Annotated in this window: 4 protein-coding genes; all 4 read right to left on the bottom strand. The window is 43.7% G+C overall.

What is annotated here, in order from left to right:
* Positions 1–416: 416 nt before the first annotated feature.
* The 4 genes from ACM0OX_RS01040 to ACM0OX_RS01025 all read right to left on the bottom strand — a co-directional run bounded on the left by ACM0OX_RS01040 (position 417) and on the right by ACM0OX_RS01025 (position 18493).
* Positions 417–3092: an alkaline phosphatase family protein gene (locus tag ACM0OX_RS01040; protein ID WP_414512338.1), complete on the bottom strand. Its 2676-nt coding sequence runs from the start codon at positions 3090–3092 to the stop codon at positions 417–419.
* A 387-nt stretch (positions 3093–3479) separates the two neighbouring features.
* On the bottom strand, positions 3480–8252 hold the full coding sequence (locus tag ACM0OX_RS01035) for an esterase-like activity of phytase family protein (RefSeq protein ID WP_414512336.1): 4773 nt from the start codon (positions 8250–8252) through the stop codon (positions 3480–3482).
* Between the two features lie 608 nt (positions 8253–8860).
* The gene (locus tag ACM0OX_RS01030; RefSeq protein ID WP_414512334.1) at positions 8861–14275 is read right to left on the bottom strand and encodes a phytase; all 5415 of its coding nucleotides are present in this window, start codon (positions 14273–14275) and stop codon (positions 8861–8863) included.
* Between the two features lie 111 nt (positions 14276–14386).
* Positions 14387–18493 carry a choice-of-anchor I family protein gene (locus ACM0OX_RS01025; protein ID WP_414512332.1) on the bottom strand — a complete coding sequence of 1369 codons (4107 nt, stop codon included), beginning with the start codon at positions 18491–18493 and terminating at the stop codon, positions 14387–14389.
* Positions 18494–18851: the final 358 nt, after the last annotated feature.

Below are 18851 nucleotides of genomic sequence, written 5' to 3'. Positions count from 1 at the left end.
GATTAATTTGACAAAAAATTATGCCGCAATCCTACAATATTTGTGTGAAAGGGCACTGACTCTAAGATTTAGTTCTCTTATTCTGACCTATTTCCTCCAAATCGTAGTTATTTCCAATACATCTTCATTGAAAATTAAAACTTTAGAGATGTTTGCAATGAGAATATTAACTGTACGCAGGCTTATTTTGAGATAACAAGAAGAATTAATACCTTGAGGAACAAGGAATACTGCAATTTTAGCAACTGATAAGTAATGTAAACTCTTCGAGGTAGGTTGGACTCCAGCAAAACGAGAATAGGGTGAGCATTACAATGCCCACCCCACAATAACCAACTATTTGCTGTAGTCTACGTAATTAAAAACCGCTGTTTCAACTGATAGTTATTTCTGCCGTACTGCACTAGGCCAACAGACTAAGCCACAACACTAGCAGAGAAAACGAAGTCATTTGTTGTCAGGTTAGTTGAAGTAATTTGTAGTAATGAAGCCAACTCTGTATTTCCGATTTTTACGATAGTGTCAGCACCCTGTTGCAATAGGGTTAGAGCACTAAACTGAGTGACACCAATCCCGCCCAGCCCGATTTTATCAATACCGATCGCAAAATCAGTCACGATGTTCTTGCTAATTGGCAGACTAGCGTTAGCAATCCAGAATTGGTCAATACCAGCACCACCACTGAGGCGATTGCCACCTCCTTGACCGGCAAATAGCACATCATCGCCATCACCACCAAACAGCGAATCATTCACACTGGAGAAGAGTTTGTCATCTCCAGAACCACCATATAGACGGTTATTGCTACCGTTACTCTTGAGGGTATCGTTACCTGAGCCACCGAAGGACAATTGACGCGAACCTTCAACTACTGTGAGAGTATCAGCACCTGCGCCTCCGAACAAATTATTACTACCATTGGCTTCCACTACGGTAACTTCGTCATTACCATTGCCACCATCGGCACTAGTGTTACTAGCAGGGCTATTTACGCCAATAAAAACTTGATCGTTACCATCTCCTGTGGACACAGAGGAGTTACTACCAACTACCAACGTGTCATCACCCTTTCCAGTCAGAATTTTGTTACCTTTATTACCTGCTACAAAGTCTGCTCCGTCACCTGTTAATAAGGTTTGATTTGGCTTAAGGGTGACATCATCACTACTGGTTGAACCAAATTGAAGGTCTAGTGTTGTTAGTCCAACAGTGCGACCATCAAACCCTGCGGCTGTAAAGTAATGAGTATTGCCTACACTTTCAGAATCGAGAATTGTTGCTTGACCATTAGTAGTTTCTTCCGAAGTCAAGACTTTTTTTGTGGAGGAAACTGTATCCGGGCCTCCCACCAATGCTTCTGTAATGGCACGACCTTTCAAATCGCCATTACTAGGAATATCTAACCCCAGAATCCGAGCAAGTGTAGGCGTTACATCAGCATTACTGACGGGCGCATAGTCCACATAGCCTTGTTTAAAATCAGGGCCAATAGCCTCCATATTATTGAAGGTATCACCTCGACCAAAGCTGCCATGCATCCCCTGCCCTTGCTGCAAAGTTGTATCAGCAATTTCTACTTGAGCTTGAGGGTTGTTTGGGTTACTTGGGTCGGTGCTAAAGCTTTTGAAGTTGATAACTATAGATGGAACTGGTGTTTTAGCATCACCTTTTAGCCCGATCGCACTCAGTGGTAAAGCACCTGGAATGTTTCCATAGGCATCGTCTACAAAAATACCACTGATGTAGTCTTTTTGTGAAAGCAAATCCACGACCTGTTTAGCAAAGTTAGCATTGCCATTGGGCAGATAAATCAAGTCAGATCCACCATTAGCAGCTACAACTATCTTTGTACCTGGATCAAGTTGGCCATTAATTACCTCACCTGTACCACCAATTACACCATTCCCAGAAATAGGACGTTGACCTTTTGTGGCATCAACAGTTGCATACTGGATCTGGTTGAGGTTTGGGGGAAGGGTTGTAGGGTTAGGATCGTATAAGGGTAAACCTAGATCGTGAGCCAAATCAATTGCAACAAAACCTGCTGGTAGAAATCCCGGATTTACACCAGCATAAGTTTGAGTGGCAGCATAACTTGTAGTTTTTGTGCCTTGGCTATCAATAGCTTGTTTGCTGATGGTAGAAAAACCGTGGTCGGAAGTAATAAAGACATCAGTAGTCTTGTCTAAGCCAGTGCTTTTAAGATAGTCAAGAAGCTGCTTTAAATTATCATCAGCATTTTTAACCCCAGCTTTGGAAGTAGGGCCATTAATACCTGGTGTCAAAGTGTTTAAGCTATCACCTTGATTGTGTTGACTACCATCAGGATCTCTTGACCAGTAAACCAATGCGAATGGTTTACCATCTTCTTGAAACTTGGGTAAAATTACTTTGGTAGTGGCATCTGCAAAGTATTGTTGTTGAGCCACATTGGCATCCAGTGTGCCTGGAGTTGTATTGTTACCAGCTGGCTGGACTCGCGGTGTCGGTTTTACATCTAAACCAGCGGCTTGTAAACGAGCAACAATATCAGGATCGAGTGGAACAGCAGAAGGTGAACCGGCGGCTGTAGGCGGCGGGGTTGCACCATTTGTAGTGTCATCAATAATTATTGTATCGGGAGTAGGAATAGTACCTGTAGTACCACCTTCTCGATTAACTTGGGTAACATCTTGGATGGCAACAGGCCCTAATTTACCAACTGCTGCTGTGTTGAAACCCTGCGATCGCGCGTAAGCTAGAAGTGACTCTTCATCTAAAAAGTTGTTACCTGGGAATTTTTCATCGATATCCCCCAAAACCGCATCATTTTCGATGAATGGTGTGACACTACCATTGGCATTAGCACTCGGAAAACCAGTGTAGATAGTGTTGCTAAAGTCCCCTGTATCACCAAGATAATGCCCCGTTGCGATCGCAGAAGCATTCGGGGTGGTAAATGTCGGAAATAGCGAATGACTATTGGCGAAACTAACTCCTTGCTGACGGATGCTATATAAAGTCGGGGTATCAGTGGGGTTTACAGAACCGTTACGCAATCCATCTGCAACAAAAATAATGACATTTCTACCGTTGCCATTTGTATCAGCCATGTCGACTACTCCTTAAGTATTGTGAGTACAATTAATCACAGCAATTGTGTGTCTATGGACTGAGCGATTAATTACACTCAACCTCAGCAAAAATTATTGGCTACAGAAACATAAGTAGTATTTGGCGACAAAATGCTTAGTGTCCACACAAAATAGTGCAGATAATTAAATGAATTTAACTTTGGTTACTGTCTCAAAAGATAGTTGTTCAATGTTTAAGGAAAGTTATAAACAAGTTAAGATTTAGGACAAAAAGGAGAAGGATTTTTAAAGACAAAATTACTAATAGATATAAAAAGCGAGGGAATATCATTCCCCCGCATTAGCAAAATCGCTACAGCTTAACTAATGAATGAATGTTGAATCTAAGCTGTAATCATCTTTTGGTTAAACGACACTAGCAGAAAAAACGAAATCATTTGCTGTAAGGCTAGTTACTGCAATTCCCAGCAATGAAACCAACTCTGTATTTCCGGTTTTCACGATAGTGTCACTACCCTGTTGCAACAGTGTTAAAGCACTAAATTGTGCGATCCCAACACCGCCAAGCCCGATTTTATCAATGGCGATCGCAAAATCAGTCACAATATTCTTGCTAGTTGGCAAACTGGCGTTAGCAATCCAGAATTGATCGACACCAGTACCACCACTGAGGCGATTACCGCCCTGTTGACCAGCAAATAGCACATCATCGCCATCGCCACCAAACAGGGAATCATTAACATTAGAGAAGAGTTTATCATCGCCAGAACCACCGTTGAGACGGTTATTGCTACCGCTACTGCTAAGGGTATCGTTACCTGAGCCACCAAATAATGATTGACGAGAACCTTCAACTACAAAGAGAGTATCATCACCTGCCGCCCCAAGTAAATTATTACTTCCACTGGCTTCCACTACGGTAATAACATCATTACCATTGCCACCATCAGCAGTAATATTTTGAACCGGGCCGTTTTGACCAATAAATATCCGATCGTTACCCTCTCCTGTGGACACTGAAGAGTCACTGCCGACTAACACCGTGTCTTCACCGTTTCCAGTCTGGATTGTGTTACCTTTGCTACCCTCTACAAAGTCTGCTCCATCACCTGTAAATAAGGTTTGATTTGGCTGAACGGTAATATCATCGCTGGTAGTGGAGCCAAAATTAATTTCTTCAGCTTGAGGTTGACCTAAGCCAGGAGCAAGATTAAGAGGCTTCTCTAACTTCAGTTGTAGAATCTCATTGTTGTCTATAACTGGATTTTGAGGATCGTTTCCAGGACGACCTGTAGAGAAGGGATAATTGTTGTCATTAGCTACCAAAATGGTATTTTTGTCAACAACCAGAACATTTTCAATGGTTTGGAATGGGAAGTCGAAGGTCGTCTTACCATCCCCATTCAGGTCGTTGGGGTCTTGGATATTTAACAAGTCTGCAACTTCTTCTTTAGCGACATAGCCATTAGAATCTGTTTTAGACAAGTCTATTTTGTAGATCCTCTTAAATTTAGCCGCAGCCCCTTGATTGTTATCCCGTTCAATGACTAGGTATTCATTATCATTAATGACTGCTAAATCCCCGATCGCATTTGCTGGATTATCCAATCTGTAGTACAGCTTTTTATCAGTGTACTTGTGGCTAGCAAGGTCAAATTCGTTAATCCGCAAAGCACCAGGAGTATCGCCTTGAACCGTACCCTCTAGGAGGAAATAAAGCTTGGTTTTGCTGGCATTAATTGCTCCACCTTCAAAACCTTTGGAACCACCCAAGTTAGCAAAGGCATTACCTGAAAGCACATCTGGGTTTTGTGGCGATCGCACCACATTATACTGAGGATCGTCTCTGAGTCGATCCCGTACTTCATCCGCGATATCTGGGAAATCACTAAATAGTGCATCTACCCCTAATTGATAGAACTGCTGAATTTCTAGTGCTAGCTGGCCCTTGTAATCTGCCGCTAAGTATTGATCTTCCGCCCGGAAGGTGTAAGGATGAACCTGCAACCCTGCGTTGTGAGCATCTTGAATTAAGGTTGAAGGAGGTAATGTTGTTTTATCAGCATCATTGACTGCTCCATCCCCATTCACATCATCGGCTTTGCCATCACCATTGGCATCAGTACCTTTGACGCTAACAATCATCCGCTTCCAAGGGCCAATGCCATCAGCATAAGTGGCAACTTCAGCCAAGCCTTCTGGAGTTCGTAAGTCGCCATAGGTGCGAGTATCACCACTGACTTTCAAATCATAAGGCTGACTCTCGATGATTTTACCGTTGATGTCAATGTCACTGGCATCTAGTAATTGAACAAGTGGAATATCTACCCCTGCCGCAGGCATAATGCGATCGTGCAGTTCTTTGAGGTTGCCCACTTCAAAGGACTGGATGAAGATGCGACTGGGGTCAGTGAAGTTATTTGCCTTCAGCGTATCAATTAGTAACTGACTGATGTTTCTGTTGATTTTGTCCGTGGTGCCTACATAAGTAGCTTCATCGGCCAAATAGGTTGGATGCTTAGTTTCAGGATAGATGCCAATCTTTTTACCTGTGTCGGCTTCTACTTGCTTAACTAAATCGATGATTTCTGTGAGGGTAGGAATTTCAAATTGACCGTCAAAGGAGTGATCTCTAAAAGGTAGACGTTCTTCTGCGCGTAAAGTCTTGATTTCAGCTAAAGTAAAGTCTTCTGCAAACCAACCTGTAATTGTGTTTCCATCCAAACTTACTGTTTTTTTGCGATCGGCAAACTCTGGATGCTTGTAAACATCTGTGGTTGTGTTGCTGAAATTGACAGTACCATCAGCATTCAAAACTGCTAAAGCTGGCTCATGACGAGCAATTAGCACACCATCTTTTGTAACTACCAAGTCAGGCTCAATAAAGTCAGCGCCTCTTGCAATTGCTTGCTTATAAGACTCTAAGGTGTGTTCTGGACGATAGCCACTTGCACCTCTATGACCAATTACTTTAGGTGCTTCTCCATCTAAAGTTTTGAATCGGTCGGGTGTAGCGATGGGAGCTTCTAATAACTTACCAGTGGCATCAAAATGCAGCAGGTAGGGGCCAAACTCTTCTCCAACCCAAATTGTCCCGTCTTTATCAAAGACGAATGACTCTACATCAAAGTCTGCACCAGTCAGTAATCTTCCAGTAGTTCCCTCATTCACAATTTCAAAAGGAACTTTGTTGTTAGGGTCAGACAGTTGAATGTAGTCTAAAACTTTAACGCTGCCGTCTCCATTCTCTGTTCCCTTAAAATTCGGGTCGAGACGATTGATCCGCAATAAAAAGTCTTCACTATTATCTTTGCTACCGTAACCGTTATCTGACAGGAAATACAAAGAGTTGCTGTTAGCAAATTGAACACCGCTAAAGCCTTGTATTGGCTGTCCTGGGAAAGGCCCGGTTCTACCATTGGCTGAAATGTCTGCACCAGAAGCTGGCCCATTACTAAAGGTATCAGCAGGTAAAGAGGCAAAACCTACTAACTCAACTTTTGGCACTATTGAAGCAAACATCGTTTGGTAGATGTGGGTTTGATCGTTTAAACCCGCAATTCCTGGAATCTCAGAACCGTAGGCGTTATAACCTTTACCTACCAAGCTATTTAACACTTCAGAACCAGCACCTTGGTAGTAAACAGGTACGGGACGGTTGGTGTGAGTTCCCCAACCATACTTGACATTGGGATCAGACCCCCAGTAATGTCCAACTTCTGCTGGAGTATCCATATTGGTTAATGTTTCAGCACCTAGATTTTGTACTAAAGTTGGAAAATCACCGTCGAGAGTCAGATAGTGATCGTGGTCAGCTGTAACAATTAGTAGGTTTTCATCCCAACCACCATTGTTATCGATCCAGTCAATCGTAGATCCAATTGCTTTATCGAAGTCCAAGGTGGTGCCGATCAAGTTATCTATATTGTTATCATGGGCAGACCAATCAATATCGCCACCCTCAACCATTAACCAGAAACCATCGGGGTCTTTACCCAATACATCTAATGCAGCATTTGTCAAGTCATTGAGGGTTGGGTTTTCGTTAACCTCTTTGGCAATGAAAGATGCATCCGTCTCTCCGGGAAGCAGGGGACGTGTGGTGTCTACTTTGGCGTTATCACCTTGGTTAGTGAAAACGCTGAACATATCTAAACCAGTAGTGCTGTAGTCGCCGTTAGCAGAACTTACAGGCAAATTACCATTTTGACCGCGCGCACCGTACAGACCGAAGAGGCGATCGCCTTTTTCTGGATCGATTGTCGCCGCAGTTTCAGCGAGTTTCTGGGCGGCATTCTCACCCCGCTCTAAAAAGGTGTAATCGTAGAGGTTGTTTGTTGGTTTAGTGCTAAGTTCTGTGTAGGTAGATTGACTAATGTATTCATTGCTCGTATTCGGCTCAACCCCTGCTGGTAATAAGTCTCCAGGAGCAGAGAGTGGGTGTCCACCACCAAGTAATACTGTTGGTTGATAGACACGGAGTTGCTGTTGCAGGATGTTGTCTAATGCCGGATAGTCAGCATCATACTTGCTGCGACGGTTAACGTTGGCAGCAGCAGCAGCAGGTGTCGCGTGGTCAATGGGAACTGAAGTTACTAAACCAGTAGATTTACCAACTTCATTTGCAGTTTTGAGAATTGTTTCTAGAGGATTCTCGAAAATATCAACGCCAACAGCGTTGTTGTAGCTCTTAACGCCAGTGTAGAGAGTTGTTGCGGTGTTTGCAGAATCAGGATAGCTGTACTTAATATATTCAGGATCGTTACCGGAAGTCCAAGGGTTAACACCACCTTTGGTAGGGTCATAACCTACTAGGTTTCCAACAGTACCATCACTGACTTTTGCACCACCTGTTGGGGTATTACCTTGGTTAAAAGTTGGATCGAAGGTGAAACCAGGGCGAACTGGGCTTTCTCCTGTGATCGGATTAGTCCCGTCAAGGGCGGAATTAGCAGTACTAAAAACTCCATTACTATCGGCGATCGTTGTCCCGTAGGTAGTTGCCAAACCGTAGCCTTGGAGTGTTTGAAAGTTGAGTCCTTGACCCTTACCCTGTGTATAAAAATCACTCAGATTAGCGCCTGTCTTACCATTTTGAATCTCTTTGTAGATGGACGCAGCACGAGCCATTTCCCAGCCCATACCATCCCCAATCATTATGATGACGTTCTTAGCCATGAAAGAGAATCTCCCTGTGTTTAATTGTTGAGATGGTCTTCGCTCTAGTGCAATCAAAAAAATAATATGGTAAGGAAAAACTAATAGTTTTAGGCTGCAAAGATGTAATTGATTTGTCAGCTTTTTAAATCTGAACTATTAAATGTCAACCACCACTACAATTGCCATTACCCTAGAGCTGTTTGGTATTTTAATTAACAATGTAAATTGCATATTAATTAAGGTACATAGCAAAAGTTGTGAATAAATTGTGGACTGGTTAAGAAATCTTGTATTGCAATCTTGTACTTAATATGCAATTAACAATTTTGTGCATATTTTTGATGATGTTAAAAATTATTTTTTATACATTGAGATAATGTCTCTTTTGTAACTTTTGTCAGATAATAAGTTCTTTATAACCCAATACAGTTCAGTTAAGGGCTACTTGTACAAGATCGTGGGTTTTAAGACGCGATAAATCGCCGTCTCTACAAGTATTTTGGTCTTATCTGAACTGTATTGCTTTATAAACCTTCTATTTAATTGCTTTTGCAATAATGATTGAGTACAGATTCATGAACTTTGGTTGTTTAATGAAGATGTAACAATCACGCTAGGCGAACAAATTAAGCCACAAGACTGGCAGAGAAAACAAAGTCATTTGCTGTGAGAGTATTTGATGTAATTCCTGTCAATGAAACTAACTCGGTATTTCCTGTTTTCACTAGGGTGTCACTACCTTGTTGTAATAGTGTTAAAGCACTAAACTGAGTTACAGCAATACCGCCCAGCCCAATTTTATCAATGCCAACTGTAAAATCAGTCACAATGTTCTTGCTAGTTGGCAGACTGGCGTTAGCAATCCAAAATTGGTCAGCACCAGTACCACCACTGAGGCGATCGCCACCCTGTTGACCAGCAAATAGGACATCATCACCATCGCCACCAAATAGGGAATCACTGGCATTTGAGAAGAGTTTGTCATCTCCAGAACCACCGTAGAGACGGTTATTGCTACCGTTACTCGTGAGAGTGTCGTTACCTGAGCCACCAAATAATGATTGACGAGAACCTTCAATTACTGTGAGAGTATCATCACCTGCTGCTCCAAACAAATTATTACTACCACTGGCTTCCACCACGGTAATAGCATCATCACCACTGCCACCATCAGCACTGGTATTTTGAACTGGGCCATTTTGGCCGATAAATATGCGATCGCTACCATCTTCCCCGAAAACTGAAGAGTTATTCCCTGCAAGCACTGTGTCATCTCCGTTTCCAGCCAGGATTGTGTTACCTTCAGCACCTTCTACAAAGTCTGCTCCATCACCAGCATTAAAGAATTGCCCTGGCTCAAGATTGACAGTATCGCTGTTGCTAGAACCAAAACCGTTCGGGAAAGTAGGCTGTACAGTTTTCAAATTATTGGGTAATTCGAGAATACCGAGTTTTTCCGCAGGCGTATTACCTGTAATGTTGAAGTCGTTATCGTTAATCAAGGCTAGAGTATTGGGTGCTACTAATGCTAGACCTTCTAATTTTTCCACTCCGGTATAACCCAACTGAGCAGCATTAGCAATTAAACTCTTGCTGACAGGGGTAATATTGGCAGTAGCTAACTCCGCAGAGGTCAATTGTTCAATAGTTTTACCAACTGGCAAGGTAAAGTTAGCAGGGTTGTTGATGTTGGTCGCGCCACCTAAATCAATTTGGTAAATTAGTTTATTGCCAGCAGATGTACCATTATCATCTCGTTCAACTACTGCAAATTTGCCGTTACCCAAAGAAACTGCATCGCCAAGCTTATCGGTTCCTGGTAAACCTTCTAGGCGATATAAATATTCTCCTGTTACCTGCTTGCTGACAATATCAAACTCTAGAATTCGGAGATTGAGAGAAGCTTTGGAAGTCGCATCATTGGCGACATCTGGATTATCAATTGGACTCTGAATAAAGGCATATAATTTGTTACCTTCTAGGGCGACAGCTTCAAATCCTCGGTTATTGCGGCGTTGGGCATAAACTGCTGGCAATACCTCAGTGCCAAAAGTTCCAGCTGATTGATCTGGGTTGGGTGCGGCAGTTCCTTGAGGGATAAAGCGGTCAATCAGCTTACCATTAGTGTCAAAATGGTAAATTGCCGGACGGTACTCATCTACTAGCCAGTAATCTCCATTTTCCGCAACGACAATACCCTCTAAGTCAGCACCTAAAGGATCGTTAGCTAAAACATTGTTGTCTAAGTCAACAGCAATTTCATCTGTGTAGGCTAAACCGTTTCCTACAGCTTGCAAATTGGGCAATCCCGTTAATGGCGTTGTTCCATCTTGGCGAAATAGTTCTGTTCTGTTGGTAATGCTGATTTCACCTGTGGTGCGGTTGAGTTCAAAACTGACTATTTCTGGCTGGAAATCGGGTAATAAAAATGGTCTTTTGACACCATCAGGTTCTCCATTGGGGCCACGATCTGTGTTGGTGACAAATTTCAGGTTGCCATTTGCTGCAAAACCTTGGAAATATAACCCAGAAAAACCACCCAAGAAAATATCTTGATTTTCAGAGGTTGTGCCTAGTTTGGGTAGGTTTTCAAATTCATAGATAGTCAGTTTGGGTTGGGCGACAGGATTGCGAGGATCGTAACTAGTGGTGTCGATATTTAAAGAATTGGGGAAAGAATTGGCTATATTCTCCCAAGGCACCAGCTTAAAGTTAGAACTGACGTTTTCGCCATCGATGGTCTTGGCAGGTTCATTGGAGCCATCTTGGGTGACAAATAAACCAAATGGGAAGTTAGGCCCCAGTGGCACGTTAATCACATCAGCACCATCTGACTCTTGTACGCTGTCAATTGGCCCATTGTTACCAATGGCAAAGTTACCCACGTATTCGTTGTTACCTTCACGGGTGTAAGCAACAAAGGTATTGTCACCTTGGCTGGATGCTAGCAAGTAACCTGTGCCATTTTTGCCGTAGTAAATGGTTAACCCTTCGGCATCATCGGTGAGGTGAGAACCACCCTCAAAACGAACGCGATCGATCAGCTTGCCTGTTGTACCACCGTCCGGTTCTGCCTGGAATTTCCAGATGCCCACATCTTCTTGGGCTATGTAGAGAAAGCCTGTTTCTTGGTCAACCACCATACCCTCTGTTTGGGGAGAACGCCCTGCTGTAGTGGGCGAAGGGATGGTGAACTCCCGCACCAGTTCCGCGCCAATTTGGCCATTACCTTTGTCGATTAATTTGAATTGAGCTATATCTCCAGTTTGGCGGCGACTGGTAAAGACATAGTAATCATTAGTTACGGGGCTACGGTATAAGGTAAGTCCGTAAGAACTGCGAGTTGATGCGGAATAGGGAGGTTCAAAAGGTGATGCTTGAAAGATTGTACCAATATTGCTATCGGTGATATCTTCCAAATATTGTCCGGCGGTGTTGGGGTTGGGGTTAATTTTGAAGATTGCTAGTTTATCATTTTGGCGATCGCTAGCGATCGCAATATCAATAGATTGATTGCCTAATTTAAAACCGTATTGCAGGTCAATGTTATTGTAGCGAATGCCACCGGGATTAACTGTCTCTAACAAATTACCAGACAAGTCATAAATCCGCAGTCCGCCATTTTTCACTGAGGTTAATACTAGGCTATCAGCAGAATTTGTAGCATTAACATAGATCGCAGGATCATCAGCATCGGCACGTTGATCTACTGGCAGTGTTTCATCATCCAACAAATCGGGACGGGTTTCTAGTGTGGGTGCAGCAGTTGGAACTAAGTCTGCATCCAAAGTCAGGATTTGGGTAAATTGGCTTTGGTTGAAGTTGTTATCACTTACTAGTAGAATCGACTGGCTACCATCTGCTAGTTTGGGGCCAAAGGTAATACCCTCAATGTTATCTGTACCGTTAGGCAGGTTTAAGTCATTTAAATTCAACAGTAAGCGCTTTTGAGCAGGTTTGATAGCTGCTAGTTGTTCAGTACTCAGATTGTTGAGAGAATCGTAGAAGCTAATATCTGTTGCACCTTGCAAAGAAACTTCATAGATTTTGATGGTGTTGCCTATACCTTGGGCAAAGGAACGTTCTAACGCTAAGAAAGTGCCACGATTATCGATCGCAAGTAAATCTGCCAAACCATTGTCAGCTGAACCTGTGCTAGGGTTGGGCGCTTCGGGAATCGCATCGGTAATGTAGAGATATTCTTTTTCTGGTTGTCCAGTAACCAGATTGTATTGCAGAATCCGGGAAGGGCTGCCACTGGTGAGTGAAGCCTTTAATCCATCTTGAGACAGTGCGTTTTCAGTCGCAGTGAATAGGGTTTTCTGGTCGGGTGTAATAGTGAGGCTTTCAAAGGCTAAGTTATTGTAAACACCTGATATCTGCGTATCACCCGCATCGACGATACCGTTGCTGTTGGTATCTTCAACTACTGGTAAGAATTTGCTGGGAACAGGTAGCGATGCCACTTCTTGCCCTGTAGTCAGCGAAAACTCTTTAATAAAGGGATTGGTAACGCGACCAGCAGTAGGATTAACTTCGCCTTCTGAAGAGATGAAGACTGTGCCATTGTTAGTTAAAGCAATGCCTTCTGTGTCGAGGCTGTTGGTTGCAAAAAAATTGCCGTTGGTATCTTTTAGGGGAGTAACATTAGTAAAAGTCACTCCAGAATCGGCAGTGAAGGTATAAAAGCGGGCAGGTGCAACTTGGGAGCGATCGTCTGAGATGGCGTAATAGCAGTTATTCAAAGCATCGTAAGTGACACCAGATAGTCCGCCTAGTGGAGTTTGTACCCCATTCACCGTTCCCGCTACACCAGCAGGAATAAAGCCTGTGGTAAAAGTACTCTGCCCCACAAATCTTACATTGGGAATGGTTTTACCTGGTTCCGTTGCTCCGGTTTGTACATCTGCGAACACCAAGTGATGGTCAGAACTGGGGAAGGGAAAAGTACCTACCAAAGGAAACGTTGAATCAGTATTTAGAGGCCAAAATACTCCTGAGTTGGCAATTGTCAGGTTAGCTGAGGGTAGCACATAGTCAGTCCGCAGGTTTCCGGGAGTGTTATCAGCAAAGTCTGCGGTGTCAAAACTAGGATTACCCTTTTGGCTAGCGTTTGCACCAGCTTGTAAGTCTGCTTGTTGGCGTGCACCCAGACTGGTAGGGATGACATTAGTATTGATGTTGGGATTTTGCAAGAGTTGGCGAATAGCGTTGTCAAAACTATCACCATCTAACGGATCTGCATTTTGATCGCCCACAATCACAAAGCTTGACCCAGCAGCAATACCGCCAGTTTTACCCTCATCATCGTAAATGTAATTACTATTACCAGGGGTAATATAGTCTGCCCAAAAACGGATCTCGTCGTGGTTGCGCTTACCGTTGCGGTCTTCCACACCATCAAAGGTTGGGGGTGTGGGGTGGCTGGCGAGGACATGAATTGTCTCACCGTTTACTTGTATAGGTATATCCCAGTGACTTTTAGAAGAAAGGCGTAGAACTGCCAATTCCTCCTGAGAATACCAATCATTTGGCTGTGGTGTTGTCGGATCGTCAGGAAGCAAAGCATTGGGCATATCCTTCCATAGAAAGTTTTGGAAGGTGCGGATGTTGGCAGTGTCGATGGGATATTTGGACAACAGCAACATCCCGTATTGACCAGGGAAATTCCCGAATCCGAAAGCGTCATCGCCATATCCACCTGCACCTAGGGTTGTAACTGCTGTGCCATTGTTGTTTAAGTCAAACCCAGAGGCAATACCTGTATTGGAAGGAGCGATGTAGAAGTAGGGGTAGTCAACGGGTGTTGTACCATTCTGGCTGACGGCTAGGTAATTTTGCTGGAATAGTTGAACTGCCTCCGGGGAGTAGTCAAACTCGTTAATTAGCAACACATCCGGGTTATTACGCTGGATGATTTCTGCAACTGCCTTTGCTTGAGCGTTGTCGGGGGTAGACAAATCGCTGACTAACTGACCTTTGGCATTACGATTTAAAGAAGCGTTGAATTGAGAAAAGCGAATTGTATTAGTAGTTACCATGTTTAATTCTGAGATAGATTCTAGACATGAGACTGCTTTGAAAATTGGGAATAGGGAACCGCAGAGGCGCAGAGTACACAGAGAAAAAATCGGAGTTCGATTAAATCTGCGTTAAATAAAGACGAAACGAGTATCTGTTGCCAAATTTGTATTGCGGTTTAACCCGTTTTCCACAACAGCAATTAATTCCGTTCCATTGTTGGTGAAAATGCCTACAGCCGATCTCACTGATCCTAGTAAGTAATTGTTAGCAACTCCCTTAAGCTGAATTAGATCGCTTGCTTGAAAGTTGAGAATATCGGCATAATCATTGTTGCGAGAACTGGTATAGAAAGCTGAAGTGGCATCACCTAAAACGTAAGTATCTGCATCTTGTTCGCCGTTGAGGAGGTCGATTTCGTTTGTGCCACCGCCCCAACCTATCAGGCGGTCGTTGCCATTGCCCCCAGAAAGTGCATCACTGGCAAGTCCACCAAAGATTGTGTCGTTGCCATCGCCACCAAGGAGTACATCTATGCCTCCCTTGCCATCCAGGTAATCATTGCCTGCTCCACCGTCGATTAGTTCACTGGTATTAGTGCCGATGACGCGATCGCTCCCTGCTAGAGCATTGACTATATATCTGTTCAAACCAGTAAGTTCGTTGACAAAGATGATATCGTTGCCAGATGTCGCCTTGTTATTGGCAACAGTCAGGTCAAAGGTATCGCTAACATTAGCGCCTTTAGGATCAGCAGCGGTAACTGTGACTGCAAAAATGCCGATTTGGGAGATAGTGCCGGATATCACACCTGTGTTGGCAACGATACTAGAACCAGTGGGTAAACCTGTTGCACTGTAAGTCAGGGTGTCACCTGGATCTACATCAGCAAATTTGTTATTGATATTGAAAGAAAAAGCTTTATTGGTAGAAATGATTTGGTCGTCAATTGGCTGTACTACCGTGGGAGCATTGTTTTTAGGGAGATTAAACCGAGCTACGCTAGGGTCATGATCGCTATCTTGATCGGCAAACTCTGAGTTGATGTGAACTACATCATAACCATCCAGCTTGTTGAGCAAGTTGTTACTAACTAAAACGTGGTCAAGGGTTTGGGCGTTACCTTCAAAGTTGTAGGTGTAACGCTCATTTTGCGGCAAAGTTTCAATTAAGGAAGTCAGTCCAGCGCTTTCTAGGGTGTTGACGGGGTTGGAAAACTCAAAGTCATTTAAGTCACCCGCCACTATTACATTGGCATTGGGAGCGATCGCTAAAATACTCTCAACAAAATTTTTCACCAGGGTAGCTTGTTGCTGGCGCTGGGTTTCACTACTGAGAGTTGGTGGTTGATTCGGCCCAAATAATGGTTGGTCGCCACCTTTAGAATTAAAGTGGTTGCCAATTACATAAACAGTTTCACCGTTGAAAGTAAATTCACCTACTAACGGCTTACGACTGCTGGTAAAGGCGGAATTGGTGGGGTCAATTAAACCAGGACTATTAGAAATTGTAGGAACACCAGAAACATTGGTAACTGTGGTGTTGGTGGTGGAAGTACCGCCAGGGCGATCTACAAAGTTGACACGATTGGGATTAAACAAGAAACCTACCCGGATATTTCCACCAGGTTCACCGCCGTTCGTATCGTCTACTGGGTTAATTTGGCGATATTGATACGTGGGGCCACCAGCAGCAGTAATTGTATCAATTAACTTTTGGAAGGTAGTGCTGGCATCAACGACGCTATCATTGGTTGCACCGTTATTGTCCTGAATTTCTTCGAGACTAATGATATCTGGTGATTTGAGATTATTAACAATGCGATTAGCGAGGTTGTTAAATTTGGTTGGATCGTCACTTGGATCGAGGTTTTCGACGTTGTAGGTAGCGATCGCCAGTTGGTTGGTGGTAGAAGTTAGGTTAGTGACTTCTTTTTGAATGTTACTGTTCTGTACTACTGTGGGAGCAGCCGATACTAGAACTTCATAGTTGTTGAAGCTGTAGTCAACGACACCAACAATATTGCTAAGTTGCGTACCAACATTAACTTCAGGCAGCACTAAGGCATTGTTGAGATCGTCAATTTGAATCCGCTCAGGATTGAAGTCTGAAGCACTAATCAGGCTCCCACCGCGAACCGTTCTACCTGTAGCATTTGCGCCATTGTCTGCTAATACCCAAATTTCCTCTGATGTGCCAAAGCTTGCAGTGGGTGAAGTAGTAATTGGGTTATTCACCTGTACCAGCATTCCTTCTAAGCTTTCATAGAAGTCGATGCCATCCTGGACAGGATCGAAGGTGGTTGTTCCAGTTTCGATATTAGCGATCGTGTCGTTATCGATTACCGTTGTCGGGATAGTTCTGCCACCATTACCAAGGATTGTAGCAGTGGGTAGATCGTTGCCACTAGAAACGGTAACAATTGTGGGAGTAGTGATTTGTGTTTTGGTTAAATTATTGGCATCGTTACCGGGACGAAATTCTGTAACTGTTCCACTGACTAATACCGAATCGCCGACGGATACGGTTGGCGCTGATGAGGTGAAAACAAAAATACCTTCAGAAGTGCGCTCGTCGCTGTCTGGAGTGGGGTCTTGCAAGTAAAAACCGTTACTTGCTTTAACTGTGACAATTCCCGCTACATTGCTGACAGTCTGATTTCTAAAGGATGAGATATGCCCCGTTCCCTGAATGTCGCTAATCCGAACGGATGGAGTTACTTCAAATACCGCAACCGTCTTGCTGACTTCGGCTGTAGTAACTAACAAAGGCTTGCCTGTGGGACTGTCAGCCGCCGAGACAAAGGTTAGCCCTTCGATCGCAATATCTTCAGGAGTGTTAATATATTGAACAAAACTTGGTTTGTTGGGATTTGTCACTTCGTAAACGATGACATCGCCAGTGCGTTCTAAACCAATAAAAGCATAGGTGCGGTTGTTGATGACTCCGATCGCCACGCCTTCGGGTTCTGGCCCTTTGTTATCGCTACGAGTGTCAAAGGTATCAGCCGCACCATCTGAGTTAAACAGAGTTGGTACTTTGGTTGCGGTGATTTGTTCAAATTGGTCGCCACTGTCGAATATCTGATTGCCGCTGGCGTCCCAAATCGAAAAGGAACGTCCCCCAAATGCTTCGATGCGGTCAAAATCTCCGTCTCCGTCGGTGTCTCCTGTGGCATTTGTAACGGTTAACCGTCCCAGGTTGGTATTTTGCTTCAGGGTAGCCGCATTGGGAAAAACAGTTGGATCTAAAACATATCCGGCTGCGCCAACCCGGATTTCCTCGCTAAAACCAGCGTAGTCGCGGGAATCTCCTTCGTTGGCGGTGATGTAGTAAGTCTGTCCGTTGGCACTGAAGCTAGCGATCGCATCGGGTTGATATAACCCAAATACTGGCCAATTCTGAATATTAATTTTACCACTACTGCTGGTTAGGTCGCGATCGCTAGCATCCAATCCATTACCTGGAAGATTGTAATTTTTCGTACCCAGAGGCAAAATATCGGTGATGGTGGCGCTGGCAATATCCAGAATGGCGATCGCATTATTTTCTTGCAAGGTAATCCGTGCAGTTTGACCGTCTGGAGATACAGCAATATACTCTGGTTCTAAGTCTTGTGCCACCGTCGAGCCGGGGCCAGTAATCCGTACACCTGCGGCTTTGAGTGTTGCAATCTGGTTATTGAAGCTCGTAAATGAGGCTTGAGCAACGGTTGCATTCGCCACGCCACCAGCAATGTTAATAATACTGACTGAACCTTCAGGATCTACCGAATTTACTTGCCCGTAGCTGTTGGGTTCTCCCTCATTTGCTACTAATACCTTCGTGCCATCAGGCGTAAAGGTGAGCATATCGGGTAATGCACCCACCGCCACCGAGTTCAAGAATGTGCCGGCGGCATTGTAGAAACTCACCTGTCCCGTCTGCTGGGCATTTGTACTGGTGTTTTGGATGGCGTAGGCGACTGCGACAATACCATTTTTCACCGCAACGCTGTTGGGAATAGCTTGTGTCCCTGCGGGAGGCGTAAATCCTGTTGTCAAAGAACCAGCAGAGGTTAGCGTGCCTGTATTGCTGACATTATAAATTTCAACTATGCTGCCAGCAACGACAAATAAGCGATCGCTTCCAGAATCAAAGGCGGATATTTCGGCTCCATTAGTACTGGTGAAGCTGCCAACTTTCTGCAAAATGCTGGAGTTATTGTTGGTCGCAATATCGCCTTGTGTCAAAGCCATTAATAACGTCTCCTTCAATTTATTTTGTATTGTTTGAAAATTGCCTGAAAAGCTGATGTTCAGCAATAATTTGCCTACATAATCAAGTTAAATTGACAATCGCAATATCACTATCAAAAAAAACTATTTTGTAGTTAAGAAAGCTACTGGTTTTACTAGTATTAATCCATATTCAGCAACCTCAACTTATCTCGGCAACGTTAAGAAACTGCTAGCAAAAGGTTAAAAGAATAAATAATATACAGCTGGATTTAGATCCCCGACATCTCGAAGAAGTCCGAGAGACAGCAATTTTACGCCCATAAAAAAAGGCGGACATCTTGTCCGCCCCACAATAGGTAGTTGGATATTTTTTATT

It is taken from the genome of Nostoc sp. PCC 9305 (assembly GCF_963920915.1).
Taxonomy (GTDB): domain Bacteria; phylum Cyanobacteriota; class Cyanobacteriia; order Cyanobacteriales; family Nostocaceae; genus Nostoc.
The sequence above is the reverse complement of the archived record's forward strand: the minus strand, read 5'-3'. Positions and strand labels throughout refer to the sequence as shown.